General features: G+C 42.9%; 23 protein-coding genes. All 23 read left to right on the top strand.

What is annotated here, in order from left to right; translation table 11 throughout:
* Positions 1–111 precede the first annotated feature (111 nt).
* The 23 genes from rpsB to MKZ02_RS16710 all read left to right on the top strand — a co-directional run bounded on the left by rpsB (position 112) and on the right by MKZ02_RS16710 (position 26,112).
* Positions 112–852 (top strand): 30S ribosomal protein S2, encoded by a 741-nt coding sequence (gene rpsB, locus MKZ02_RS16820; RefSeq protein WP_340854662.1) that lies wholly within the window; start codon positions 112–114, stop codon positions 850–852.
* A gap of 111 nt (positions 853–963) precedes the next feature.
* Positions 964–1,845 carry a translation elongation factor Ts gene (gene tsf / locus MKZ02_RS16815; protein ID WP_120037288.1) on the top strand — a complete coding sequence of 294 codons (882 nt, stop codon included), beginning with the start codon at positions 964–966 and terminating at the stop codon, positions 1,843–1,845.
* 151 nt (positions 1,846–1,996) lie between these two features.
* Positions 1,997–2,722 carry a UMP kinase gene (pyrH, locus tag MKZ02_RS16810; protein ID WP_120037290.1) on the top strand — a complete coding sequence of 242 codons (726 nt, stop codon included), beginning with the start codon at positions 1,997–1,999 and terminating at the stop codon, positions 2,720–2,722.
* A complete protein-coding gene (gene frr / locus MKZ02_RS16805; RefSeq protein WP_120037292.1) occupies positions 2,722–3,279 on the top strand; it encodes a ribosome recycling factor in 558 nt (185 codons plus the stop codon). The genes pyrH and frr overlap by 1 nt, the downstream gene beginning before the upstream one ends.
* Positions 3,280–3,436: 157 nt before the next feature.
* Positions 3,437–4,213 carry an isoprenyl transferase gene (locus MKZ02_RS16800; protein WP_340854659.1) on the top strand — a complete coding sequence of 259 codons (777 nt, stop codon included), beginning with the start codon at positions 3,437–3,439 and terminating at the stop codon, positions 4,211–4,213.
* Between the two features lie 34 nt (positions 4,214–4,247).
* Positions 4,248–5,036 carry a phosphatidate cytidylyltransferase gene (locus MKZ02_RS16795; protein WP_340854657.1) on the top strand — a complete coding sequence of 263 codons (789 nt, stop codon included), beginning with the start codon at positions 4,248–4,250 and terminating at the stop codon, positions 5,034–5,036.
* Positions 5,037–5,066: 30 nt separating this feature from the next.
* Positions 5,067–6,209: a 1-deoxy-D-xylulose-5-phosphate reductoisomerase gene (dxr, locus tag MKZ02_RS16790; RefSeq protein ID WP_120037298.1), complete on the top strand. Its 1,143-nt coding sequence runs from the start codon at positions 5,067–5,069 to the stop codon at positions 6,207–6,209.
* 18 nt (positions 6,210–6,227) lie between these two features.
* Positions 6,228–7,487 (top strand): RIP metalloprotease RseP, encoded by a 1,260-nt coding sequence (gene rseP, locus MKZ02_RS16785; RefSeq protein WP_340854655.1) that lies wholly within the window; start codon positions 6,228–6,230, stop codon positions 7,485–7,487.
* Positions 7,488–7,507: 20 nt separating this feature from the next.
* Positions 7,508–9,214, top strand: a complete 1,707-nt coding sequence (locus tag MKZ02_RS16780) for a proline--tRNA ligase (RefSeq protein WP_340854653.1) — start codon at positions 7,508–7,510, stop codon at positions 9,212–9,214.
* Positions 9,215–9,396: 182 nt separating this feature from the next.
* A complete protein-coding gene (locus MKZ02_RS16775; RefSeq protein WP_340854652.1) occupies positions 9,397–13,719 on the top strand; it encodes a PolC-type DNA polymerase III in 4,323 nt (1,440 codons plus the stop codon).
* 161 nt (positions 13,720–13,880) lie between these two features.
* Positions 13,881–14,351, top strand: a complete 471-nt coding sequence (gene rimP, locus MKZ02_RS16770) for a ribosome maturation factor RimP (protein ID WP_120037305.1) — start codon at positions 13,881–13,883, stop codon at positions 14,349–14,351.
* 94 nt (positions 14,352–14,445) lie between these two features.
* Positions 14,446–15,564 (top strand): transcription termination factor NusA, encoded by a 1,119-nt coding sequence (gene nusA / locus MKZ02_RS16765; protein ID WP_120037307.1) that lies wholly within the window; start codon positions 14,446–14,448, stop codon positions 15,562–15,564.
* A 12-nt stretch (positions 15,565–15,576) separates the two neighbouring features.
* A complete protein-coding gene (gene rnpM, locus MKZ02_RS16760) occupies positions 15,577–15,852 on the top strand; it encodes an RNase P modulator RnpM (protein WP_120037309.1) in 276 nt (91 codons plus the stop codon).
* A 3-nt stretch (positions 15,853–15,855) separates the two neighbouring features.
* Positions 15,856–16,173 (top strand): YlxQ family RNA-binding protein, encoded by a 318-nt coding sequence (locus MKZ02_RS16755; protein WP_120037311.1) that lies wholly within the window; start codon positions 15,856–15,858, stop codon positions 16,171–16,173.
* Between the two features lie 4 nt (positions 16,174–16,177).
* Complete coding sequence (gene infB / locus MKZ02_RS16750) at positions 16,178–18,355, top strand: translation initiation factor IF-2 (RefSeq protein ID WP_340854648.1); 2,178 nt, start codon at positions 16,178–16,180, stop codon at positions 18,353–18,355.
* Entirely contained in the window at positions 18,352–18,630 is a 279-nt protein-coding gene (locus tag MKZ02_RS16745) for a DUF503 domain-containing protein (RefSeq protein WP_120037315.1), read from the top strand. Before infB ends, MKZ02_RS16745 begins: the two co-directional genes overlap by 4 nt.
* A 13-nt stretch (positions 18,631–18,643) precedes the next feature.
* Positions 18,644–18,997 (top strand): 30S ribosome-binding factor RbfA, encoded by a 354-nt coding sequence (rbfA, locus tag MKZ02_RS16740; RefSeq protein ID WP_120037317.1) that lies wholly within the window; start codon positions 18,644–18,646, stop codon positions 18,995–18,997.
* Positions 18,998–19,125: 128 nt separating this feature from the next.
* On the top strand, positions 19,126–20,034 hold the full coding sequence (gene truB / locus MKZ02_RS16735; protein WP_120037319.1) for a tRNA pseudouridine(55) synthase TruB: 909 nt from the start codon (positions 19,126–19,128) through the stop codon (positions 20,032–20,034).
* Between the two features lie 20 nt (positions 20,035–20,054).
* Entirely contained in the window at positions 20,055–21,002 is a 948-nt protein-coding gene (gene ribF / locus MKZ02_RS16730) for a bifunctional riboflavin kinase/FAD synthetase (RefSeq protein WP_340856442.1), read from the top strand.
* A gap of 128 nt (positions 21,003–21,130) precedes the next feature.
* A complete protein-coding gene (gene rpsO, locus MKZ02_RS16725; RefSeq protein WP_049661588.1) occupies positions 21,131–21,400 on the top strand; it encodes a 30S ribosomal protein S15 in 270 nt (89 codons plus the stop codon).
* A 230-nt stretch (positions 21,401–21,630) separates the two neighbouring features.
* Complete coding sequence (pnp, locus tag MKZ02_RS16720) at positions 21,631–23,757, top strand: polyribonucleotide nucleotidyltransferase (RefSeq protein WP_340854645.1); 2,127 nt, start codon at positions 21,631–21,633, stop codon at positions 23,755–23,757.
* A 93-nt stretch (positions 23,758–23,850) separates the two neighbouring features.
* On the top strand, positions 23,851–24,828 hold the full coding sequence (locus tag MKZ02_RS16715; protein WP_340854643.1) for a polysaccharide deacetylase family protein: 978 nt from the start codon (positions 23,851–23,853) through the stop codon (positions 24,826–24,828).
* A 42-nt stretch (positions 24,829–24,870) separates the two neighbouring features.
* Positions 24,871–26,112, top strand: a complete 1,242-nt coding sequence (locus MKZ02_RS16710; protein WP_120037325.1) for a M16 family metallopeptidase — start codon at positions 24,871–24,873, stop codon at positions 26,110–26,112.
* Positions 26,113–26,162: the final 50 nt, after the last annotated feature.

The following is a 26,162-nucleotide window of genomic DNA, read 5'->3' as shown; positions in this document are numbered from 1 at the left end:
TTATTACACACGCTCCCTGATTTGCTCAGATGGTGCTGTCTTTTAGGACAGTTTCTGATCGAAAATGATGAGAGCGGAGGAAAAATTAAAACCATTAGGAGGAACTAAAACATGTCAGTTATTTCAATGAAGCAATTGCTTGAAGCTGGTGTTCACTTCGGTCACCAAACACGCCGTTGGAACCCAAAAATGAAAAAATATATTTTCCAGGAGCGTAATGGAATCTATATTATCGACCTTCAAAAAACAGTAAGAAAAGTTGAAGAAGCTTATAAATTCGTTAGAGAATTAGCTGAAAACGGCGGAAAAGTTCTTTTCGTTGGAACGAAAAAACAAGCTCAAGAATCTGTAAAAGAAGAAGCAGAACGTTCAGGAATGTACTATGTAAACCAACGCTGGTTAGGTGGTACATTAACAAACTTCTCAACTATCCAAAAACGTGTACAACGCTTGAAAAACATCGAGAAAATGGAAGAGGACGGCACATTTGACGTACTTCCTAAAAAAGAAGTTGTACAATTGAAAAAAGAGCATGAACGTTTAGTGAAATTCCTTGGTGGAATTAGAGATATGAAAGACCTTCCTGATGCCCTTTTCATCATCGATCCTCGTAAAGAGCGTATTGCTGTGGCGGAAGCTCGTAAATTGAATATTCCAATCGTTGGTATCGTTGATACGAACTGTGATCCGGATGAAATCGATTATGTTATTCCAGCAAATGATGATGCGATCCGCGCTGTTAAACTTTTAACAGGCAAAATGGCTGATGCTATCCTTGAAGCAAAACAAGGTGAAGAAACAGCAGAAGTTGAAGAAACAACAGAAGTTGAAGAAACAGCAGCAGCTGAGTAAAAGCTGATAAAAAGGTGATAAGTAGACCTTCTCTTATCACCTTTTTTTAAAAAGAAAAAAGTAAAACTGTGCATCGTAAAGAAGCATATGACTCAAAGGAGGAAATAAATTATGGCAATTACTGCTCAAATGGTTAAAGAACTACGTGAAAAAACTGGCGCTGGTATGATGGATTGTAAAAAAGCGCTAACAGAAACTGATGGTGATATGGAAAAAGCAATTGATTTCCTTCGCGAAAAAGGCATGGCTAAAGCTGCCAAAAAATCTGACCGCATTGCAGCGGAAGGTACGACTTTTATCAAGAGCGAAGGCAACACTGCTGTTATTTTAGAAGTAAACTCAGAAACAGACTTCGTTGCAAAGAACGAAGGTTTCCAAGTGCTTGTAAAAGAATTAGCTGATCATTTGCTTGCTAAAAAGCCTGCAAACGTAGAAGAAGCACTTGAGCAAAAAATGGATAACGGCCAAACAGTTAGTGATTTCATCAATGAAGCGATTGCGAAAATTGGTGAAAAATTAACTCTTCGCCGCTTTGAAATTAAAACAAAAAGCGACAATGCTGCCTTCGGTGAATACTTGCATATGGGCGGGCGCATTGGTGTTTTAACTGTTCTTGAAGGAACAACTGATTCAAGTGCAGCAAAAGATGTAGCCATGCACGCAGCTGCTTTAAATCCTAAATACATCTCCCGTGATGCAGTTTCTGAAGAAGAAGTGGCTCGTGAGCGTGAGGTATTAACTCAACAAGCATTGAACGAAGGCAAGCCAGAGAATATCGTAGCAAAAATGGTTGAAGGCCGTCTTGGCAAATTCTTTGAGGAAATTTGCTTAGTTGACCAGCCATTTGTTAAAAACCCTGATGAAAAAGTGGGCAAGTTCGTTCAATCTAAAGGAGCAGAAGTGACTGCACTTGTGCGCTATGAAGTGGGCGAAGGCCTTGAGAAGCGTCAAGACAATTTCGCTGAAGAAGTAATGAATCAAGTGAAAAAATAATTCTTTTCTATTGAGTGAAGATAGAAAGAAATTGTTATTGTTAGATGGGAATCCCTTGCCGGTTATTGGTGAGGGATTTCATCTAGAGTTTGGCAATTTTCCATAAGGTTAAGGCCGAGGCAAACCAATAACCATACATACGGAGGTTTACATGAGCGTTCCAAAATATAAACGGGTAGTATTAAAGTTAAGCGGGGAAGCGCTGGCAGGAGAGGCCGGATTTGGCATTAATCCAGCTGTTATTAAATCAATTGCTGAGCAAGTCAAAGAAATTGCTGAACTCGATATAGAGGTGGCAGTCGTAGTAGGCGGCGGCAACATCTGGAGAGGAAAGATCGGCAGTGAAATGGGTATGGACCGCGCAACAGCTGATTATATGGGCATGCTTGCTACTGTGATGAACTCAATGGCTCTACAGGATAGCCTAGAGCAGCTTGGGATTGAAACACGTGTTCAGACTTCTATAGAGATGCGGCAGGTAGCAGAACCTTATATCCGCCGTCGGGCAATCCGCCATCTCGAAAAGAAGCGAGTGGTTATTTTTGCTGCAGGCACAGGTAACCCTTACTTTTCTACAGATACAACAGCTGCGCTTCGGGCCGCTGAGATTGAAGCAGAAGTTATTTTGATGGCTAAAAATAATGTAGATGGCGTGTATTCAGCAGACCCACGCGTTGATAAAAATGCCGTTAAGTATGATCAATTGTCTTACCTTGATGTCATTAAAGAAGGGCTTGCTGTTATGGATTCAACGGCCTCATCATTATGTATGGACAATGACATACCGCTTATTGTTTTCTCTATTACAGAAAACGGCAATATTAAACGGGTAGTTATGGGTGAAAATATCGGAACAATTGTGAGGGGGAAGGAATAATGGCAAATCAAACAATTGAACAGATGAAAGAAAGAATGTCTAAAGCAATTCAAGCGTATACGAGAGAGCTCGCCTCCATTCGTGCTGGACGTGCGAACGCTTCATTGTTAGACCGGATAACGGTCGATTACTATGGGGCACCAACACCGATTAACCAGCTTGCTTCTGTATCTGTGCCGGAAGCACGTCTTCTCGTTATTCAGCCTTATGATAAAACAGCGATGGGTGACATTGAGAAAGCTATTTTAAAATCGGATCTTGGGCTAACGCCATCTAACGATGGATCGGTTATCCGTCTTGCATTCCCTGCTTTAACAGAAGAGCGCCGCAAGGAATTGGCTAAAGTAGTGAAAAAAGAAGCGGAAGACGCAAAGGTAGCTATTCGCAATATTCGCCGTGATGCGAATGAAGAGCTGAAAAAATTGGAGAAAGCTGGCGACATTACTGAGGATGAGCTGCGTGGCTTAACGGATGATGTGCAAAAGCAAACGGATGATTTCATTAGCAAAATCGACGGTATTTCCAAGGATAAAGAAAAAGAAATTATGGAAGTCTAATGTAAAAACCCTCTTCGCTGTAAGAGGGTTTTCTTCTTTTTTTTATTGAATAAAAAAATACATCCATTTCTACAAAGTAATCAACAAACAATTTTGGTATTATAATAGATAATGATTTGTTTATAATTTGGTGATGCTACATCGTGGAGGATATTTTATGATCAATAAGAGAAAATTATGGAAAACAGCAGATGACCATAATATCGAAGATCGAATAGAAAGAATTAAAGAGGAGTTAGTGCCGGAGCATATTGCAATCATTATGGACGGCAATGGCAGATGGGCAAAAAGAAGAGCCCTTCCCCGAATTGCTGGTCACCATGAAGGAATGAAGACGGTAAAAAAGATAACTAAACTTGCTAATAAGTTGGGTGTCAAAGTATTAACACTCTATGCCTTCTCAACAGAAAACTGGAAGCGGCCGAAACATGAAGTGGATTTTTTAATGAAATTGCCTGAAGAGTTTCTTGGCACGTTTTTACCGGAATTGATTGAAGAAAATGTCCAGGTACAAATGATGGGAGAGAGAAATCAAATACCGAAACACACGCTCAGTGCGGTAGAAAAAGCGATGGAACAAACGAGTGGCAATGATGGATTAATATTAAACTTTGCTTTAAATTACGGAAGTCGTGCGGAGATTTTAACGGCTGTAAAAAATATTATTCATGATGCAAAAAATGGTATACTATTAGAGGAAAATTTAAATGAAGAGCTTTTTTCGAGCTATCTTATGACAGAGCATTTAAAAGATCCGGACTTGCTTATCCGGACGAGCGGAGAAATTCGTTTGAGCAATTTTATGCTTTGGCAGCTGGCCTATACTGAGTTTTGGTTTACCGATACTAATTGGCCTGATTTTAAAGAAACAGATTTGCTCGAAGCAGTGGAAGCTTTTCAGCGCCGTTCCCGTCGGTTCGGTGGTTTGTCGTAATTATTCATCAGGACAAGAGTTAGGAGTTTGAGACATGAAACAACGTATTTTGACCGCTGTTATTGCGGCGGCCGCTTTTTTGCCGGTCGTGCTGTACGGCGGCTGGCCTTTTATTATATTGGCTTATTTAATGGCTATCATTGGCCTAACGGAAGCATTAAAAATGAAAAAAATTGCTCCTGCTTCGATGCCCGGGCTGCTTTCTATCATACTTCTCTGCATTGTGTTAATGCCGGAACGCCTGACTGTTGCTATCGAACAAGTGGGCTACGATAAGCTGCAGCTATCTGCCTTGTTCGTGTTATTGATGCTAGCATACACGGTTGTTTCAAAAAATAAGTTTCATTTTGAAGATGCAGGGTTTTGCGTTCTAGCTGCGCTTTATGTCGGCTTTGGTTTTTATTATTTCATAGAAACGAGAGAAGCGGGCGCTATATTCGTCTTTTTTGCCCTTCTAATTACGTGGGCGACAGACTCGGGTGCTTATTTTGTAGGCCGGTCGCTCGGAAAGCGCAAACTATGGCCGGAAATTAGTCCGAACAAAACAGTAGAAGGTTCAGTTGGTGGTATTTTTGCAGCAGTAATCGTCGCTTTGATTATTGCCCTGCTAGCGGATATGGATATACCGTTGTTTAAACTGTTAATTGCTACAGCTGTGCTGTCTGTATTTGGACAGCTTGGCGACTTGGCAGAATCAGCTCTTAAGCGCCATTACGAAGTAAAGGATTCAGGGACTTTATTGCCGGGCCATGGCGGTATTTTGGACCGTACAGACAGCTGGTTATTTGTTTTTCCGCTTGTTCATTTACTGCATCTAGTGTGACAGCAGAGTTTGTTTGAGGAGATGAAAGATGTGAAGAAATTAAGTCTTTTAGGTGCAACTGGCTCGATCGGCCGCCAGACACTGGATGTGATCCGGGAGCATCGTGATGATTTTGCGCTGGTTGCTTTTTCAGCCGGTCGAAATATTGAAGAAACACGGAACATTATTAGTGGGTTTCAACCTGAATTAGTATCTGTCGAGCTTCGGGAGGACGCGGAGAAACTAAAGTCAGAATTTCCTTTTTTAAAAGTGGTGTACGGACAAGAAGGACTTGTTGAAACGGCTGTTTATCAAAAGGCGGACATTCTTGTGAATGCTGTGCTTGGGAGTGTCGGCTTACGCCCGACACTGCAGGCGATTGAAGCAGGTAAGACAATTGCTATCGCAAATAAAGAAACACTTGTAACGGCCGGGCATTTAGTTATGGCAGCCGCTGAAAAGCATAATGTGGCTCTTTTGCCGGTAGACAGTGAGCATTCTGCGATTTTTCAATGTCTGCAAGGGGAAAAAGAGAAAAACATTGCACGCCTCATACTGACCGCTTCGGGAGGTAGCTTCCGTGACCGGACACGAGAAGAATTAAAAAATGTAACTGTACAGGAAGCGTTAAATCATCCAAATTGGTCAATGGGCGCAAAGATCACGATTGATTCGGCTACAATGATGAATAAAGGCTTGGAAGTTATTGAAGCACACTGGCTTTTTCATTTGCCATATGAGCAAATAGATGTTATTTTACATCGAGAAAGTATTATTCATTCGATGGTCGAATTTCAAGATAGTTCGGTAATCGCTCAATTAGGTACCCCTGATATGCGCGTGCCAATCCAATATGCGCTTTCTTATCCAGACCGGCTCCCTTTGCCTTCTGCTCGGCGTCTCAATTTGCTGGAAGCGGGCAAGCTTCATTTTCAGCCGATGGATCAAAAGCGTTTTCGGATGCTTGCGCTTGCTTATCAGGCGGGAAAAGCGGGCGGCACAGTTCCCACTGTGTTGAATGCTGCTAACGAGGCGGCTGTTGCTGCTTTTCTTGACGGGAAAATAACATTTTTGCAAATTGATGAAATGGTAGAGCGGGCTCTTGAAAAACATCAGTCCATTATGCAGCCCGATCTGGAAACGATACAGCAAACCGACAAAGAAACACGGAATTTCGTCCACTCACTTTTATAAAAAAGGTGGTTATCTATATTGAATACTGTTATAGCGTTTATCGTTATATTTGGCGCCCTCGTTTTTTTTCACGAGCTAGGTCACTTTATTTTTGCCAAGCGGGCGGGGATTCTCTGTCGAGAGTTTGCCATCGGTTTCGGACCAAAAGTGTTTTTTCATAAAAAAGGAGAAACCATATATACTCTTCGGCTTCTTCCTCTAGGGGGATATGTCCGCATGGCTGGGGAAGACCCAGAAATGGTAGATTTAAAAGCCGGTCATCGCATCGGTGTTCTGTTTAATGAGCATGAAGAAATTGTCAAAGTTATCGTTTCTGGCAAAGACCGTTATCCAGAAGCTCGAGTAATTGAGGTAGAGACCGCCGATCTCGAACATCAGCTTATTATTAGAGGCTATGAGGACGGAGAAGAAGAAATTAAAACGTTTCCGATCCATCGGGAGGCCGTTATTTTAGAGGATGGGGTGGAGAGCCAGATCGCGCCATGGGACCGACAGTTCGCCTCGAAAACGCTAGGACAGCGATCGATGGCTATTTTTGCAGGTCCGCTCTTTAACTTTATTTTAGCTTTTTTTGTTTTTATTCTCATTGCTATGATGCAGGGAATGCCTACAAACGAGCCCGAGCTTGGCAAGCTGACCTCCGATGGAGCAGCAAAAGAAGCGGGCTTAATGGAAGGCGACAAAGTTATTAGCATTAATGGACAAGGGGTAGCAAGCTGGAATGATATCGTTACTGTCATTCAGAAAAACCCCCAGTCTGAGATTGACTTTACAGTAGAAAGAGACAATAAAACACTAGATATTCCAGTAACACCGAAGGTCCGTGAGGTGGAAGATCAAAAGATTGGAGTAATCGGTGTACACAGTCCAGTAGAAAAATCGTTCTTCGGTTCCATCGCCTATGGCGCGAAAGAAACGTATTTTTGGACAGTAGAAATTATTCGGTTGGTCGGCAAGCTCGTCACTGGGCAATTTTCGATCGATATGCTTTCGGGTCCTGTTGGCATCTATGTATCCACTGACACAGTAGCTAAGTCAGGCATTATGAACTTGATGAAGTGGGCCGGCGTGTTAAGCATTAACCTAGGCATTATGAATTTACTGCCGCTTCCAGCATTGGACGGCGGGCGCCTATTGTTTTTCCTCGTTGAAGCGCTCAGAGGCAAGCCGATTGATCGCCAAAAAGAAGGAATGGTTCATTTTGTTGGTTTCGCCTTGTTAATGCTTTTAATGATCGTGGTAACATGGAATGATATTCAACGATTCTTTTTACAATAAAATAGTCTGAGGTGTATGTGATGAAACAAAGCCAAACGTTAATACCCACATTAAGAGAGGTACCGGCTGATGCGGACGTAAAAAGCCATCAGTTGCTGTTAAAAGCGGGATTTATCCGTCAAAACGCCAGCGGAGTATACAGTTATTTGCCGCTTGGTAAAAAAGTGCTTCGCAAGGTAGAGGAAATTGTTCGTGAGGAAATGGACAACGCTGGAGCTGCAGAACTTTTGATGCCAGCTTTACAGCAGGCTGAGCTGTGGCAGGAATCTGGACGCTGGTACACGTACGGCCCAGAGCTTATGCGCTTGAAAGATCGACATGAACGCGAGTTTGCCCTTGGAGCAACTCACGAAGAAGTGATTACAAGCCTGGTTCGTGATGAAATAAAATCGTACAAGCGTTTGCCGTTAACCTTGTATCAAATCCAAACGAAATTCCGGGATGAAAAGCGGCCGCGGTTTGGCCTGCTCCGCGGGCGGGAGTTTGTTATGAAAGATGCTTATTCTTTTCATACCTCTCATGAAAGCTTAGCGGAAGTATATGACCGGATGTACACGGCTTATTCAAATGTATTCCGTCGCTGCGGATTAGATTTTCGAGCTGTTATTGCTGACTCAGGAGCGATGGGTGGCAAGGACACACATGAATTTATGGTTCTTTCTGAGATCGGTGAAGATACCATTGCCTACTCTGATTCTTCTGATTATGCAGCTAACATTGAAATGGCTCCGGTTGTTACTGCCTATGAAAAGAGCGGGGAAGCGGAGCGCCAAATGGAAAAAGTGGAAACTCCGGATGCTAAAACAATCAGCAGTGTAGCAGAGCTCTTGAATGTTTCTGCGGAGCAATGTTTAAAAACGCTTCTCTTTAAAGTGGATGGAGAATATGTCATCGTTCTCGTTCGGGGCGATCATGAAGTGAATGAAATTAAATTGAAAAACTTATTCCAGGCAGGTGTCGTTGAGCTTGCCGAGCATGAAGAAGTGAACGAAGTGCTTGGCTGCACGATTGGTTCTCTTGGACCGGTAAACGCCAAAGAAGGTGTGAAAGTAATTGCGGACCATGCGGTGAAAGCTATTACGAATGGTGTGTGTGGAGCGAATATAGAAGGCTATCATTTTATAAATGTAAATGCGGAAAAAGATTATCGTGTAGATCAGTATGCGGACTTGCGCTTTATTCAAGAAGGAGATCTTTCTCCGGATGGAAAAGGAACCATTAAGTTTGCTAAAGGAATCGAAGTAGGCCATATATTCAAATTGGGCACACGCTACAGTGAAGCGATGAATGCCACATATTTGGATGAAAACGGCCGGACGCAACCAATGATCATGGGCTGTTACGGAATTGGGGTTTCACGGACGTTGGCTGCCGTAGCTGAACAATTTAATGATGAACAAGGATTTATTTGGCCGAAGGCCCTCTCTCCTTTCGATATTCACTTAGTGCCAATCAATATGAAGGATGAAGGTCAGCGTACACTTGCTGAAGAGCTTTACAGTCTGCTTCGAGAGAACCGTTATGATGTATTGATGGATGACCGAGCAGAGCGTCCGGGCGTGAAGTTTGCCGATAGTGATTTAATCGGTTTGCCTATCCGAGTAACAGTAGGCAAAAAGGCAGCAGAGGGAATTGTTGAAGTGAAGGTTCGCAAAACCGGTGAAATGATAGAAATTCAGCGAAATGAGCTTGTCTCTAAGCTGCATGAGATTTTTCAAGCCATCTAATTGTCAATGTTATCGGCTGATTCTCCTGCAGAGACTTAGCTAAGTTAATAATTTTAGAGCGGTAATTTTGTTGCTATCTAAGTTTGTGCAGCATAAATATTTAAAGTCACCTGAATCAGGTGGCTTTTTCTTTCTGAATTTCTGTTAAAATAGAAGAGAACAATCAATTGGGAGGCATGCAAATGAGTGAAGAATCCCAGGGAAGACGACAGCGGTTCCAGCTGCTCTTACAGCAATTGAAATTGACAGAAGATGCAGTCGTCCGCCATTTTGAGGGAGCTGAAATTGCAAAGTTAACAGTAGAAAGACAGACCAAACGTTGGCATTTTTCTTTTGTCACCGAAACTATTATTCCTTGTCAGCTTCTTGAAACTTTTACAAATGCGCTACATTATGCATTTAAAGAGATTGCGCAGGTTACTTTTTCAATAAAAGCAAAAAATACAGCTGTGACAGAAGAGTTGATCAGTGAATATTGGTCCTTTTGCGTAAGTCAGCTAGAGGGAATCTCTCCTCCGATGCTTGCGCTGTTAAATAGACGTACACCTACTGTGAAAGGAAATAAATTAATCGTTAGTGTTGGCAATGATACAGAAGGCATGACATTAAAAAATAAATATGGCGAATGGATTTGCCGTACTTATCAAAACTATGGCTTTCCACCGGTAGCATTTGATATAGCAGTTGCAGAGGCAGAAACAAATGATGAATTCCAACAGTTTTTGGAAGCCAAACAAAAGGAAGATGCGGAGAGAGCTATGCAGGCAGTAGCTGAAATGCAGAAACGGGAAGAAAATGCAGGAGACGATCAAGAGGTGGCTAGTGGTCCTCTTATGATTGGCTTAACCATCAAAGAAGATGCCGAGTTTAAAAAGCTGGAGGAAATTCAAGATGAAGAGCGCCGAATAGCGATTGAAGGATATGTTTTTGATGCGGAAACGAAAGAACTTCGAAGTGGCCGTACGCTGCTAACATTTAAAATTACTGATTATACGGACTCTATATTAGTAAAAATGTTTTCTCGTGACAAAGAGGACGCAGCTCTTTTCGGCCGTTTGAAAAAAGGCATGTGGGTAAAGGCAAGAGGGACTGTGCAAAATGATACGTTTGTCCGTGATCTTGTCATGATTGCCAATGATGTCAATGAGATCGCTCCAGTTATGCGCCAGGATACAGCTCCCGAAGAGGAAAAGCGTGTGGAGCTTCACCTGCATACACCAATGAGTCAAATGGACGCCGTCTCACCAATAGGCGATTTGGTAGCCCAAGCAGCTAAATGGGGACACAAGGCTATCGCCGTTACCGATCATGCAGTAGTTCAATCGTTTCCAGACGCCTATAGTGCCGGGAAAAAGCATGGCATAAAAGTGCTGTATGGCTTGGAAGCTAATTTGGTAGATGACGGCGTTCCGATTGCTTACAATGACGTTCATCGCTTGCTTGCGGATGAAACCTACGTGGTGTTCGACGTAGAAACGACAGGGCTTTCAGCTGTTTATGATACGATTATTGAATTGGCCGCAGTGAAAATAAAAGACGGTGAAATTGTGGACCGTTTTGAATCATTTGCTAATCCGCACCATCCTCTTTCTGCGACTACAATTAATTTAACGGGCATCACAGATGATCTTGTTCAAAACGCCCCTGAAGTCGAAGAAGTACTAAAAAAATTCAAAGATTGGGCAGGAGATGCCATTTTCGTTGCCCATAACGCTTCCTTTGACATGGGCTTCTTAGATGCCGGCTACGTTCGGTACAATCTTGGCAAGTCGTCGAATCCAGTTATCGATACGCTTGAATTGGCGAGATTTTTATACCCGACTTTAAAAAACCACCGGTTGAATACGCTCGCCAAAAAATTCGATGTCGAGCTTACCCAGCATCACCGGGCGATCTATGACGCCGAAGCGACGGGTTATTTGTTTTTAAGAATGCTCAAGGATGCGAATGAAAAAGGGATTGTTTATCATGATGATTTAAACACCCATATGGGGGATGGCGGTGCTTATAAACGAGCTCGCCCTTATCACTGTACAATTTTGGCACAAAACGATGCTGGTCTGAAGAATTTATTTAAGCTTGTTTCGATTTCACATATAGATTATTTTTACCGGGTACCGAGAATTCCGAGATCTGTCCTCCAAAAGCATCGAGAAGGACTCATTGTCGGTTCGGGCTGTGATAAAGGCGAAGTATTTGAAAGCATGATGCAAAAGGGGATGGAGCAGGCAGAAAAAGCGGCTAAGTTTTATGACTATCTTGAGGTTCATCCAAAAGAAGTGTATAGCCACCTGCTTGAATTGGAGCTTGTTCGCGATAATAAAGCGCTTGAAGACATTATCAAAAAAATCGTAGAGCTGGGGGAGAAAATGCAGCTTCCTGTAGTAGCTACAGGGAATGTTCACTATCTAAACCCAACGGACAAGATTCACCGTAAAATCCTGGTTAGTTCTCAAGGAGGGGCGAATCCGCTTAACCGCCATGAGTTGCCGGATGTCCATTTCCGCACGACGAATGAAATGCTTGATGCCTTCAGTTTCCTTGGAAAAGAGACAGCAGAAAAAATTGTGATTAAGAACCCTAATGAAATAGCAGAGAACATTGCTGAAATTAAGCCGATCAAGGATGATCTTTATACGCCAAAAATTGAAGGGGCCGATGAAGAAATTCGCCAGATGAGCTATGACATGGCAAGGCGGATTTATGGAGAAGAACTGCCGGAAATCGTTGAAGCACGATTAGAAAAAGAGTTAAAAAGCATCATCGGACACGGATTCGCTGTTATTTACCTTATTTCTCATAAGCTCGTAAAAAAATCACTCGATGACGGCTATCTTGTTGGTTCCCGTGGATCCGTCGGCTCCTCGTTTGTGGCTACCATGACAGAAATTACAGAAGTGAACCCATTGCCGCCACATTACGTTTGTCCGCAGTGTAAAAGATCGGAGTTTTTTAATGACGGTTCTGTTGGCTCTGGATTTGATTTGCCTGATAAAAATTGTCCGGACTGCCAGGTCAGATACAAAAAGGATGGGCATGATATTCCGTTTGAAACATTCCTTGGGTTTAAAGGAGACAAGGTTCCGGATATCGACTTGAACTTCTCCGGAGAATATCAGCCGAGGGCCCACAATTATACGAAGGTACTATTCGGGGAAGAGTATGTATACCGGGCGGGAACGATTGGTACAGTGGCAGATAAAACAGCATTCGGTTATGTGAAAGGTTATGCTTCAGATAATAATCTGCAGCTCCGGAACGCAGAAGTGGACCGGCTGGCAAAGGGCTGTACTGGGGTTAAACGGACAACGGGTCAGCATCCTGGCGGAATTATCGTTGTACCAGATTATATGGACATTTATGACTTTTCGCCGATCCAATATCCGGCGGACAGTGATAAATCAGAATGGCGCACGACACATTTTGACTTCCATTCTATTCATGATAATTTGTTAAAGCTCGATATTTTAGGACACGATGATCCAACGGTTATTCGGATGCTGCAAGATTTATCCGGCATCGATCCAAAAACGATCCCGACGGATGATCCCGAAGTGATGAAAATATTCAGCGGCACGGAATCGCTCGGTGTAACAGAGGAGCAAATCATGTGTAAAACCGGTACACTTGGCATTCCGGAGTTTGGAACGCGCTTTGTCCGTCAAATGCTTGAGGACACGAAGCCAACAACATTTTCGGAACTCGTCCAAATCTCAGGGCTGTCCCACGGAACAGATGTATGGCTCGGAAACGCCCAAGAGCTCATCCATAATGGCATTTGTGAACTAAGTGATGTAATTGGCTGTCGGGATGATATTATGGTTTATCTGATTTATCAGGGACTTGATCCTGCTTTCGCTTTTAAAATTATGGAGTCTGTCCGTAAAGGTAAAGGCTTAACTGATGAGATGGAAGAGGAAATGCGCAATAATAAAGTGCCGGAATGGTATATCGATTCCTGTAAAAAGATTAAATATATGTTCCCGAAGGCCCATGCTGCAGCTTATGTATTAATGGCTGTACGGATTGCTTATTTTAAAGTTCATTTGCCCCTTCTGTATTATGCAGCATACTTTACGGTGCGGGCAGAGGATTTTGATATTGATTCGATGGTCAAGGGATCGGCTGCTATCAAATCACTTATTGAGGAAATTAACGCTAAAGGATTAGAAGCGTCTCCTAAAGAAAAGAGTTTATTAACGGTATTAGAGCTAGCGCTGGAAATGTGTGAGCGCGGCTTTACCTTCCAAAAAGTAGATTTATACCGCTCAAGTGCGGACCAATTTGTTATTGATGGTGACTCGTTGATTCCGCCATTTAATTCGATTCCGGGGCTTGGCACCAATGCTGCTTACAATATCGTAAAAGCCCGGGAAGAAGGAGAGTTCCTGTCTAAAGAAGACTTGCAGCAGCGCGGGAAGGTATCTAAAACGATCATCGAGTATTTAGATAACCATGGCTGTCTTGTCTCTCTGCCTGATCAGAATCAGCTCTCGCTGTTCTAAGGCAAATTGCCGACGAGTTGCATAAAATAAAGGGATATGGTATATTTTAATGGAAATACTAATTGATAACTCTCTTTGAAAGAGTGGGGCATCCCCACTCTTTCGTCTTTGTAAAGGAGTTTCATTCTTGGTCAGGAATTTTATTCAACCAGGGGGTATATATGAGCAAAGTAGTTGAGACAGTCGAACAGCTAGTAAAACCAATTACTGAAGAGCTGGACCTAGAATTAGTCGATATCGAATATGTAAAGGAAGGGAAAAGCTGGTTCCTTCGTGTTTACATTGACAAAGAAACAGGAGTAGATATTGAGGAGTGTGGAATGGTCAGTGAGCGGCTGAGTGAAAAGCTGGATGAGACAGATCCCATTCCTTATAACTACTTTTTGGAAGTTTCTTCTCCAGGAGCAGAGCGTCCGCTTAAGAAAACTCGTGATTATGAGCGGGCGGTCGGAAAGCGTGTGCACGTAAAAACCTACGAGCCGATTGATGGAGAAAAAACATTTGAAGGCACTTTGTTATCGTTTGAACAAGAAGAGCTTGTCATCGAGTATTTAATCAAAACGAGAAAGAAGCAAGTGACTATTCCATTGGAAAAGATTGCGAAAGCCCGGCTGGCTGTTTCATTTTCTTAAATGAAAGGAAGACAGCCGAGCTTTCGGCCTAGCTTGGTTCATCTCATGAAGCAAAGTTGACAGTTTATTATTATGTAAGGGGGCGGAACGTCCGATGAGCACTGAATTATATGATGCTCTTTTATATTTGGAGAAAGAAAAAGGGATCGAGCGCAATTTAATTATTGAAGCGATCGAAGCAGCGCTGGTTTCAGCATATAAACGAAACTTTAACCAGGCGCAAAATGTCCGTGTTGATTTAAATCTTGAAACAGGAACAATGCGAGTGTTTGCCCGGAAAGAAGTGGTAGATGAAGTATTTGATTCCCGTCTTGAGATTTCCGAAGCGGAGGCGCGAGAAATCAATCCTTCTTATGAGCTGGGAGACATTGTGGAACTTGAAGTGACACCGAAGGATTTTGGACGGATCGCTGCACAAACAGCTAAACAGGTCGTTACCCAGCGTGTGAGAGAAGCAGAAAGAGGCATTATCTATTCAGAATTTATTGACCGTGAAGAAGATATTATGACGGGGATCGTCCAGCGTCAAGACTCCCGTTTTATCTATGTCAGTCTTGGCAAAATCGAGGCCCTTCTTCCTCTTTCTGAGCAAATGCCAAACGAGAGCTATAAGCCACACGACCGCATAAAAGTCTATATCACCAAAGTAGAGCGGACAACGAAAGGACCCCAAATTTTCGTTTCACGGACTCATCCAGGGCTGCTAAAGCGGTTATTTGAGATTGAAGTACCGGAAATTTTTGATGGCACAGTAGAGATTCGTTCGGTTTCTCGTGAAGCGGGCGACCGTTCTAAAATTTCTGTATATGCAGAAAACCCTGAGGTCGATCCGGTCGGTGCTTGTGTGGGACCAAAAGGAAGCCGTGTGCAGGCGATTGTTAACGAACTAAAAGGTGAAAAGATTGATATCGTCAAGTGGTCTGAGGACCCAGTTGTTTTCGTTGCCAATGCATTAAGCCCATCGAAGGTAATTGATGTACAAGTGGATGAAGAAGCAAAGGCGACAACGGTAATTGTCCCGGATTACCAATTATCTCTCGCTATTGGCAAGCGGGGACAAAATGCCCGTCTAGCGGCAAAATTAACAGGTTGGAAGATTGATATTAAGAGTGAGACAGACGCCCGGGAAGCTGGAATCTATCCGCGTGATCATGCAGCATCTGCTGTTGAAGACGAAGGCGCCTATGACTTTTCCTCCGAAGAAATCGAATAAGAGGTGAAGAAAATGAATCGCCCAAAGAAGGTTCCGTTAAGAAAATGTGTAGCTACAGGTGAAATGAAAGCAAAAAAAGAAATGGTACGTGTAGTTCGTTCAAAAGAGGGAGACGTATCGGTCGATTTAACCGGGAAAAAATCCGGTCGCGGTGCGTATGTGTCAAAAACGAAAGAAGCGGTAGAGCTGGCAAAAAATAAAGGCATTCTATCAAGACAACTGAATGCCGATGTGCCAGACAGTGTATTTGAAGAACTCCTCTCTTACGTAGAAAAGGAGACGAAATAGCTGATGAATGAACCTCAGTGGGCCAAACTGCTGGGATTAGCCAATAGAGCACGAAAAATTATCTCAGGCGAAGAGCTGACAGTAAAAGAAATTCAAAAAGGCCGAGCGAAGCTGGTTCTGCTTTCAGCAGACGCATCACCCAATACGAGAAAAAAAATACAGGACAAAGCAGCCTATTATCAAGTGCCGTTAAGGTGGGTTGATAATCGGCAAGTCCTTGGCCAGGCCATTGGCAAAGAGGCGAGGGTAGTCGTAGCTGTTGTAGACGTGGGGTTTGCTAAAAAGCTTTCCACTCTCCTCGATGATACTATGCGGGGGTGAACATATGAGTAAGCAAAGAGTACATGAATATGCAAAAGAAAAAAACGTGTCAAGTAAAGTAGTCATTGAAAAACTCAAAGAGTTGAATGTAGAAGTCTCTAACCATATGACTGTTATTGACGAGGAGGCTATACAAAAATTGGAAAAATCTTTCGAAAACACAAACAAACAAACTAAATCTAATCAATCTAAACCAGGTACGTCCACTAAGCCAGCTGGCAGTTCCCAGGGAGCAGGACGAGGAGCATCTGCGAGCAAAGGAAAGCCAGGAAGCAAAGGGCCAGGCGGACAGAAAAATTCTCAGCAAAAAGGATTTAATCAAGGAAAAGGGAACAATAAAAATCAAGGGAGAGGCAAGCAGCAAGGAAACAAACAGCGACAAGTAAAACCAGTCGCTGCTCCACAGCCGCCAAAGGTAAAAGAACTCCCTGAAAAAATTACGTTTGCAGGCTCATTGACGGTTTCAGAATTGGCCAAGAAACTACATCGAGAGCCATCTGAAATTATCAAAAAGCTGTTTATGCTAGGCGTGATGGCAACGATTAACCAAGAGCTTGACAAAGATGCAATTGAGCTCATAGCAAGCGAATACGGCGTAGAAGTAGAAGAAGAAATTTTAATTGATAAAGCAGATTTAGAGGTTTACTTTGAAGAAGCAAATGAGGAAAGCGAGAAAACAGAACGGCCAGCGGTTGTGACGATCATGGGGCACGTTGACCACGGGAAAACAACCCTGCTTGATTCAATTCGCCATACAAAGGTAACCGAAGGAGAAGCTGGCGGAATTACTCAGCATATCGGTGCTTACCAGATTGAGGCCAATGATAAGAAAATCACTTTCCTCGATACTCCAGGACATGCTGCATTTACAACGATGCGTGCCCGCGGAGCGAAAATTACCGATATTACGATCCTTGTTGTGGCAGCAGATGACGGCGTTATGCCGCAAACAATCGAAGCGATTAATCATGCGAAAGCGGCTGAAGTGCCAATTATCGTAGCGGTAAATAAAATCGACAAGCCGACAGCTAATCCTGATCGCGTCATGCAGGAATTAACGGAGCAAGGGCTTGTTCCAGAAGCCTGGGGCGGCGATACGATCTTTGTTCCGCTTTCCGCGAAAACAGGAGAAGGTATTGAACAGCTTCTTGAAATGATTCTGCTCGTAGCAGAAGTAGCGGAACTCGAAGCTAATCCGAACCGCCGGGCAATCGGCACGGTGATTGAGGCTGAGTTGGATAAAGGCCGCGGCTCTGTTGCTACACTGCTTGTGCAAAACGGCACATTAAACATCGGAGATCCGATTGTTGTCGGAAATACATTCGGCCGTGTACGGGCAATGGTGAATGACCTTGGACGCCGTATTAAAACTGCTGGTCCTTCTACACCAATTGAAATTACCGGTTTAAATGACGTTCCATTAGCTGGAGACCGTTTCGTTGTATTTGAAGATGAAAAAACAGCGAGACAAATTGGTGAAGCTCGTGCCCAGGAAGCGTTGCAAGCACAACGCAGCGAGAAATCACGTGTCAGTCTTGATAATTTGTTTGAACATATGAAACAAGGGGAAATGAAAGACTTAAATATCGTTTTAAAAGCTGACGTTCAAGGGTCGCTTGAAGCGGTAGCAGCAGCTCTTCAAAAATTAGAAGTGGAAGGCGTAAATGTAAAAATCATTCACACAGGCGTCGGTGCGATCACCGAATCTGATATTATCCTTGCTTCCGCATCCAACGCTATTGTCATTGGCTTTAACGTTCGTCCAGACGTGAATGCGAAACGGGCAGCGGAAACAGAGGAAGTGGATGTTCGTCTACACCGTATTATTTACAAAGTGATCGAAGAGATTGAAGCGGCGATGAAAGGTATGCTCGACCCTGAGTTCCAAGAGAAAATTATTGGCCAGGCGGAAGTACGCCAAACATTTAAAGTATCTAAAGTTGGAACAATTGCTGGCTCTTATGTAACAGAAGGAAAAATCACTCGCGATAGCGGTGTTCGCTTAATCCGTGACGGCATTGTTATTTTTGAAGGGGAAGTCGATGCGCTCAAACGCTTTAAAGATGATGCGAAAGAAGTCAGCCAAGGGTATGAGTGCGGTATTACGATTAAAAACTTTAATGATGTGAAAGAGGGCGACATTATCGAAGCCTTCATCGAGGAAGAAATTGAGCGCAAATGATCGGTTATGCTGAGGTAGAATATTTGATTTATGACTCGCACTCTTTAAAGGAAAAGCGGGCAGTGCTACAGCGTACAGTTACACGCTTAAAGCAAAAATTAAATGTTTCCGTAGCAGAAATTGATCATCAAGATGTTTGGCAGCGTACGAAACTAGCTGTTGTCACTGTCGCTTCATCCAAGAAAGCGGCGGAAAGGGAGCTGGCGAATGCCTTGCATTTTCTTGACTCTTTCCCTGAGTGGGAACGGCTCGCTGTTTCCTATGAATGGCTATAGTGAGGTGAGAAAGATGAGTCTTCGTTCGAATCGTGTCGGTGAACAAATGAAAAAAGAGCTGACGGATATATTGAACCGGAAAGTAAAAGATCCGCGCATTGGTTTTATAACTGTCACTGACGTTGAAGTGACTGGCGATCTTCAACAGGCTACCGTGTATATTACGGTGCTTGGCAATGAAGAAGAGCGTGAGGGTACTTTGAAAGCTTTAACCAAAGCAAAAGGTTTTATCCGTTCGGAAGTAGGACAGAGAATTCGCCTGCGTAAAACTCCAGAGCTGCTCTTTGAAATGGATGCATCGATCGAATATGGCAACCGTATCGATACTTTATTAAGAGAAATCAACAGCCCTTCCACAGATCATTGATAAACAATAAAGGATCATAAGGTTCTGGCCTCTTCAGTGAATGAGATATAGACGCTTTTTCTGAGCTATATTCATTTCTTCTTAAGGGGCCAGACCTTTTTTTATGCCTGAAAAAGGAGAGAGACCGAATGGATGGAATACTTCCACTTTGGAAAGAAAAAGGAATGACTTCCCATGACTGTGTGTTTAAAGTGCGTAAAATTTTGAAGATGAAAAAGGTGGGGCACACTGGAACCCTCGATCCTGATGTAGAAGGAGTGCTGCCTATTTGTCTCGGACGGGCAACAAAGCTTGCTGAGTACATAATGAATTCAGGAAAGATATATGAAGGGGAAGTGACGGTTGGTTTTTCCACAACTACAGAAGATGCTTCTGGAGAAATAGTGGAACAACAACCCATACGTTCAAAAATTTCACGAGCCGAAGTCCTCTCGGTGTTGCAATCACTGACTGGGGAAATCACGCAAACACCGCCTATGTTTTCCGCTGTGAAAGTAAAGGGGAAAAGGCTGTATGAGTATGCTCGTCAAGGAATTGAAGTGGAAAGACCGTCAAGAAAGGTAACCATTCACGAGCTGGAATTATTGGACGACAGAGAATGGTATGAGGGAGAGGTCATTCGGTTTTCTTTTCGGGTGGCTTGCAGCAAAGGAACATATATCCGGACGCTGGCTGTTATGATTGGCGAACGACTTGGTTATCCAGCGCACATGTCTAAGCTCGTACGGACGGCGTCCGGCGGATTTAATAAACAGCAATGCGTCACATTGGAGGAACTGAGGAAACTTCAGGAAGAAGACGCCGCTTCCTCCATTCTTCAGCCTCTTGAAAAAGGGGTCAAGCATTTGCCGAAATGGGCAATAAATGATACATTAGCAAAGAAAGTAATCAACGGCTCTGTGTTGGATACTCCGACAGAATGGCCTGAAAAGGCACAAGAAGCGGCAGTATTTCATGAAGAGAGTCTACTGGCAATTTATAAGCTTCACCCGGATAAACCGGGGAAGGTAAAGCCAGTTAAAGTGTTAGCTGACTGACAGGAGGACAGGTGAGAACGGTGAAAGTGTATATGTTGCATCATCCCCATAACTTAGACAAAAATAATTTGCCCCCTTTAGTGATGGCTCTTGGTTTTTTTGATGGAGTCCATACCGGGCACCAGCAAGTCATTCGTGCGGCGGTAGAGAAAGCAAGGAATCAGGGCATAAAAAGTGCGGTGATGACATTTGATCCTCATCCGTCCGTCGTCCTTGGAAATACACATAAACCAATAAAATATATTACTCCAATGGATGAAAAAATTAAAAAAATAGAGTCACTAGAGGTAGATTATTTGTTTATTGTCCGATTCACCTCTGATTTTGCAGCACTCGAACCCCAGCAATTTGTTGATGAATATATTATTGGTCTCCATGTGGAGCATGTCGTTGCCGGATTTGATTACACATATGGCCGCCTTGGGAAGGGCACAATGGAAACTCTTCCTTTTCATTCGCGTGATGTCTTTACTTCAACAACGATTGATAAATGGGAGTATGAGCAAGAGAAAGTTAGTTCCACAAAAATTCGCCACTTTCTTGGGGAAGGAAATGTGGAAGAGGCAGCCCGTTTGCTCGGAAGGCCTTATGAGGTAAAGGGCACAGTCATTCATGGAGACAAGCGTGGCCGCAAAATTGGATTTCCCACCGCAAATGTGGAAGTGGATGAAGATTATCTCATCCCTGAAACGGGCGTCTATGCAGTGAAATTAAAAGTGAAAAATGAATGGTATGAAGGAGTTTGCAATATCGGCTACCGTCCGACATTCAAGCATCCCGATGAGCACAGTCTGTCGGTAGAGGTTCATATTTTTGATTTTGACCACTCGATATATGGAGAAGAGGTTTCTGTTAAATGGTATGCCCGGCTGCGTGGGGAACAGAAATTTGATGGGATCGATGCCCTTGTGGCTCAAATTGACAAAGACAAGCAGGCGGCTGTTACGTATTTTGCAGCGGAAAGGTAAAGAGGTTGCATTTTTTCTTAAGATAAGCTATGATTAAAAATGCATTATTTGAACCTTTGCTCAGCATCGCGCCGCTCCAACGCATGCTTGGTAACAGGGGATTTTATAAAAACTAAGGAGGAATTACAATGGCTTTAACTCAAGAACGCAAGAACGAAATTATCAACCAATACAAAACTCATGAAAGTGACACTGGTTCTCCGGAAGTACAAATTGCTGTGCTTACAGAGCAAATCAATACACTTAACGAGCATTTACGCACTCATAAAAAAGACCATCATTCACGTCGCGGTTTGTTGAAAATGGTTGGACGTCGTCGTAACCTATTAACTTACCTTCGTAACAAAGATGTTCAACGTTACCGTGAATTAATTCAAAAGCTTGGCTTGCGTCGCTAAGCCGTTCAGAAAGCGGGATTTGTTCCCGCTTTTTTATTAGGAGAAAAACAGTTGGGATTTAATTCCAAAAGAAAATAAAAAGTGAATGAGTAACTTATATTTTTCAGCAGAGAATATATAAGATAGATAAATTCAATGATATAACTTTGCATGGATCATCCCGAGTGTTATGCTAATAGTTAGGATGATACGCAATCACAACATTTATTGGTACAGAGAGGGGTTCATTTATGGAGCAAGGGAAACAAACATTTTCCATAGAATGGGCAGGTCGTGAGCTAACTGTTGAAGTTGGCCAGGTCGCTAAACAAGCTAATGGAGCGGCGTTGATCCGCTATGGAGATACAGTCGTACTAAGTACAGCTACTGCTTCAAAGGAAGCAAAGCCTTTTGACTTCTTTCCGCTAACAGTTAATTATGAGGAACGCTTATATGCTGTTGGGAAAATCCCAGGCGGTTTCATTAAGAGAGAAGGCCGTCCAAGTGAAAAAGCAACACTGGCAAGCCGGCTGATTGACCGTCCAATCCGCCCATTATTCGCGGATGGTTTCCGCAATGAAGTACAAGTAATCAGCATAGTGATGAGTGTGGACCAAAACTGCTCCTCCGAAATGGCGGCTATGTTTGGTTCATCATTGTCATTAAGTATTTCTGACATTCCATTTGAAGGCCCGATTGCCGGTGTCATCGTTGGCCGTGTAAACGAAGAGTTTATTATTAATCCATCTGTTGAACAGCTTGAAAAGAGTGACTTGCACTTAACTGTAGCTGGAACAAAAGACGCGGTTAACATGGTAGAAGCAGGAGCAGATGAAGTACCTGAAGAGGTCATGCTTGAAGCCATCATGTTCGGCCATGAAGAAATTAAGCGTTTAATCGCTTTTCAGGAGGAAATTGTCAAGGCGGTAGGAAAAGAAAAAATCGAAATCGATTTGTACGAGCTTGATGCGGATCTTGAACAGCAGGTTCGTTCTATCTGTGAAAAGGAAATGGTCGAAGCGATTCAAGTGCAGGAAAAACATGCACGCGAAGATGCGATTAACGCCGTAAAAGCAACCGTTGTTGAGAAGTTTACAGCCGAAGAGGCAGAGGAAGAAACAATAAAGCAGATCGGACAAATCTTGGACAAGATCGTCAAAGAAGAAGTCCGCCGCCTTATTACAGTTGAAAAAGTAAGACCAGATGGCCGAAAAATCGACGAAATCCGTCCGCTATCTTCTATGGTCGGTTTACTGCCCCGTACACATGGTTCTGCTATGTTCACAAGAGGACAAACACAAGTACTAAGTATTTGTACTCTCGGTGCACTAGGCGATGTACAGATTTTAGATGGACTTGGCATCGAGGAGTCCAAGCGCTTCATGCACCATTATAATTTCCCTTCCTTCAGCGTAGGAGAAACTCGTCCATTACGAGCGCCAGGCCGTCGTGAAATCGGTCATGGAGCGTTAGGAGAACGGGCTTTAGAGCCGATCGTTCCAAGTGAAAAAGACTTCCCATACACGATTCGCCTCGTATCAGAAGTGTTGGAGTCAAATGGTTCTTCTTCTCAGGCGAGTATTTGTGCCAGCACGATGGCGATGATGGATGCCGGTGTTCCGATCAAGGCACCAGTAGCCGGTATTGCGATGGGCCTTGTAAAATCCGGCGAACATTACACTGTTCTATCGGATATCCAAGGAATGGAAGACCACCTTGGAGATATGGACTTTAAAGTGGCCGGTACAGAAAAAGGTGTTACAGCCTTACAAATGGATATTAAAATTGAAGGCTTGAGCCGTGAAATTTTAGAAGAAGCTCTTCAACAAGCGAAAAAAGGCCGTATGCATATTTTAGATCATATGATATCTGTCATTGCTGAACCGCGCAGCGAGCTGTCAGATTACGCACCGAAAATCTTAACGATGACTATTAATCCGGATAAAATCCGTGATGTAATCGGACCAAGCGGCAAGCAGATCAATAAGATCATTGAAGAAACAGGCGTTAAAATTGATATCGAGCAAGATGGCACAATCTTTATTTCTTCAGTGGATGCCCAGCAGAATAATGCTGCAAAGAAAATCATCGAAGATATTGTTCGTGAAGTCGAAGTAGGGCAGCTATACGATGGTACAGTCAAGCGCATCGAGAAATTTGGCGCATTTGTTGAGTTGTTCCCTGGTAAAGACGGGCTTGTTCACATTTCAGAGCTAGCTGAAGAGCGTGTTCGCAAAGTGGAAGATGTTGTGGCACTTGGTGATAAACTTCTCGTCAAAGTCATTGGTATTGACGATCAGGGCCGGGTAAATCTTTCGCGTAAGACTGTATTAAAAGAACAAAAAGAAGCGGCTGAAAAACAAGGCCAACAGTCATAATCAAAAACCAGAGGATGCTCCTCTGGTTTTTTCGCATGTTCTATAATCCCCCTATTTTTCATAATTTTAAAACAATGGGGGGAGGCATGGACAATGGGAAAAATAAAACATATGATTAGTGTATTAATCATTGGAATGATTATGTTCTTTTTCGTTGAAAGCAAATTGATCAGCGGTTATCTTGAGGAATTAAAGAACGAGGCGCAATTCGCCCATCAAAGCGGACCATCATTGCTTCAACAGATCCAACAAGAAGCGAAAGATCGCTATGTTTCACCTCAGAATGCCAAGATTGATCGAGTATGGAAAGCAATACCCGGTTATAATGGACTGAAAGTAGATGAAAAGAAGTCCTACCAATTGATGAAAAAAGATGGAAGGTTTCAAGAGAGCCGTTTAATATATAAACAAATACCACCTAAGGTCCATTTAAAGGACTTGCCCCCCGCTCCAATTTATCGTGGACATTCTGACAAGGCAATGGTAAGCTTGGCTATTAATGTAGCATGGGGGGAAGAATATTTACCGGAAATGTTAGAAGTGTTGAAAAAGCATTCAATTCATGCTACCTTTTTCTTCGAAGGGCAATGGGTAAAAAAACACCCTGATCTTGCTAAAATGATTATAGATGCTGGACATGAAGGAGGAAATCACTCTTACACTCATCCGGATATGGCACGCCTAAGCAAGGCGCGTGCCAGAGAAGAGATGGAAAAGACAAATAAAGTTATTGAATCAGCAACAGGAACCCGTCCGCTGCTGTTCGCTCCTCCAAGCGGCAGCTTTACTGACGCGACAGTAGAAACTGCTCATCAGCTCGGAATGAATACAACTTTGTGGACAGTAGACACGATTGATTGGAAGAAACCTACGCCCGAAGTTCTTATTAATAGGGTCATAAGCCGTGTGCATCCAGGGGCGATCATTTTAATGCATCCGACTGAATCATCGTCCGCTTCTTTAGACACATTGGTTAGAAAGCTAAAGGCTAAACAATTAAAAGTGGACACTGTATCCAACTTGCTAAGCGAAACTAGAATTATTTCACATACATCATCATCTAGTCATTAACGAACTCGGCTTTTTTACAGCGGCTGAAATAGGAGGATTACATTGATAAAAAAGTTTACTTGTGACAATGGGGTTAGAATAGTAATGGAAGAAATACCGACTGTGCGGTCAGCAGCTATTGGTATCTGGATCGCGACAGGTTCAAGAGATGAAACACCTGAAAATAATGGTATTTCCCATTTCTTAGAACATATGTTTTTTAAAGGGACGGATACAAAATCAGCAAAAGAGATTGCCGAAAGCTTTGACAGCATCGGTGGACAGGTCAATGCGTTCACTTCGAAAGAGTATACTTGTTACTATGCTAAGGTGCTTGATAATCATGCGACTTATGCTGTGGATACGCTGGCTGATATGTTTTTTAATTCGGCTTTTGCTGAGGAAGAAATGAATAAAGAAAAAAGTGTAGTGTCAGAAGAAATTAAGATGTATGAAGATACACCAGATGACATTGTCCATGATTTACTGAGCAAGGCTTTTTATAAAAGTCATCCGCTTGGTTATCCGATACTTGGCACTGAGGAAACATTGGCTTCTTTTACAAGGGAAAAACTAAAACAATACATGCATGATATGTATACACCTGATCGCGTTGTTATTTCTATTGCAGGCAATGTCAGCGAAGAGCTAGTTCAGCATGCAGCGAAGCTTTTCGGCTCTTATCAAGGGGGACAACGTCCAGATCATGCGATATCGCCTGAAACATTTACGGAAAAAGTAGCCCGGAAAAAAGAAACTGAGCAGGCGCATCTTTGCCTCGGATTTGAAGGATTGCCGATTGGCCATAAAGATGTGTACAATTTAATTGTTTTGAATAATATTTTAGGAGGAAGCATGTCTTCCCGGCTCTTCCAGGAAGTACGCGAACAGCGTGGGCTTGCTTATTCGGTCTTCTCTTATCATTCTTCTTTTAGAGATAGCGGCCTTGTCACGATATATGGCGGCACTGGAGCAGAACAGCTAGACGAATTATTTGAAACAATCCAGCAAACGCTAGCTACGTTGAAAGCGGACGGAATCAGCGGTAAAGAGCTGCATAATAGCAAAGAGCAACTAAAAGGCAGTTTAATGCTCAGTCTAGAGAGCACCAATAGCCGCATGAGCCGCAATGGTAAGAATGAGCTATTGTTAAAGAAGCATCGTACGCTTGATGAAATCGTCAGTTTAATTGATGAAGTAACGATGGAGAAGGTGAATAATCTCGGTAATAAAATCTTCAACAATGATTATTCGGCGGCTTTGATTAGTCCAGACGGAAAGTTTCCAGGGGCCGTTACTATATAATTAGAAAATCTCTTGCATATAGCAAGAGATTTTTTTATTCATTTCACCGA

This window comes from Pseudobacillus sp. FSL P4-0506, assembly GCF_038003025.1.
Classification (GTDB): Bacteria; Bacillota; Bacilli; order Bacillales; family Domibacillaceae; genus Pseudobacillus.
This window is presented reverse-complemented; position numbering and strand designations above follow the sequence as displayed.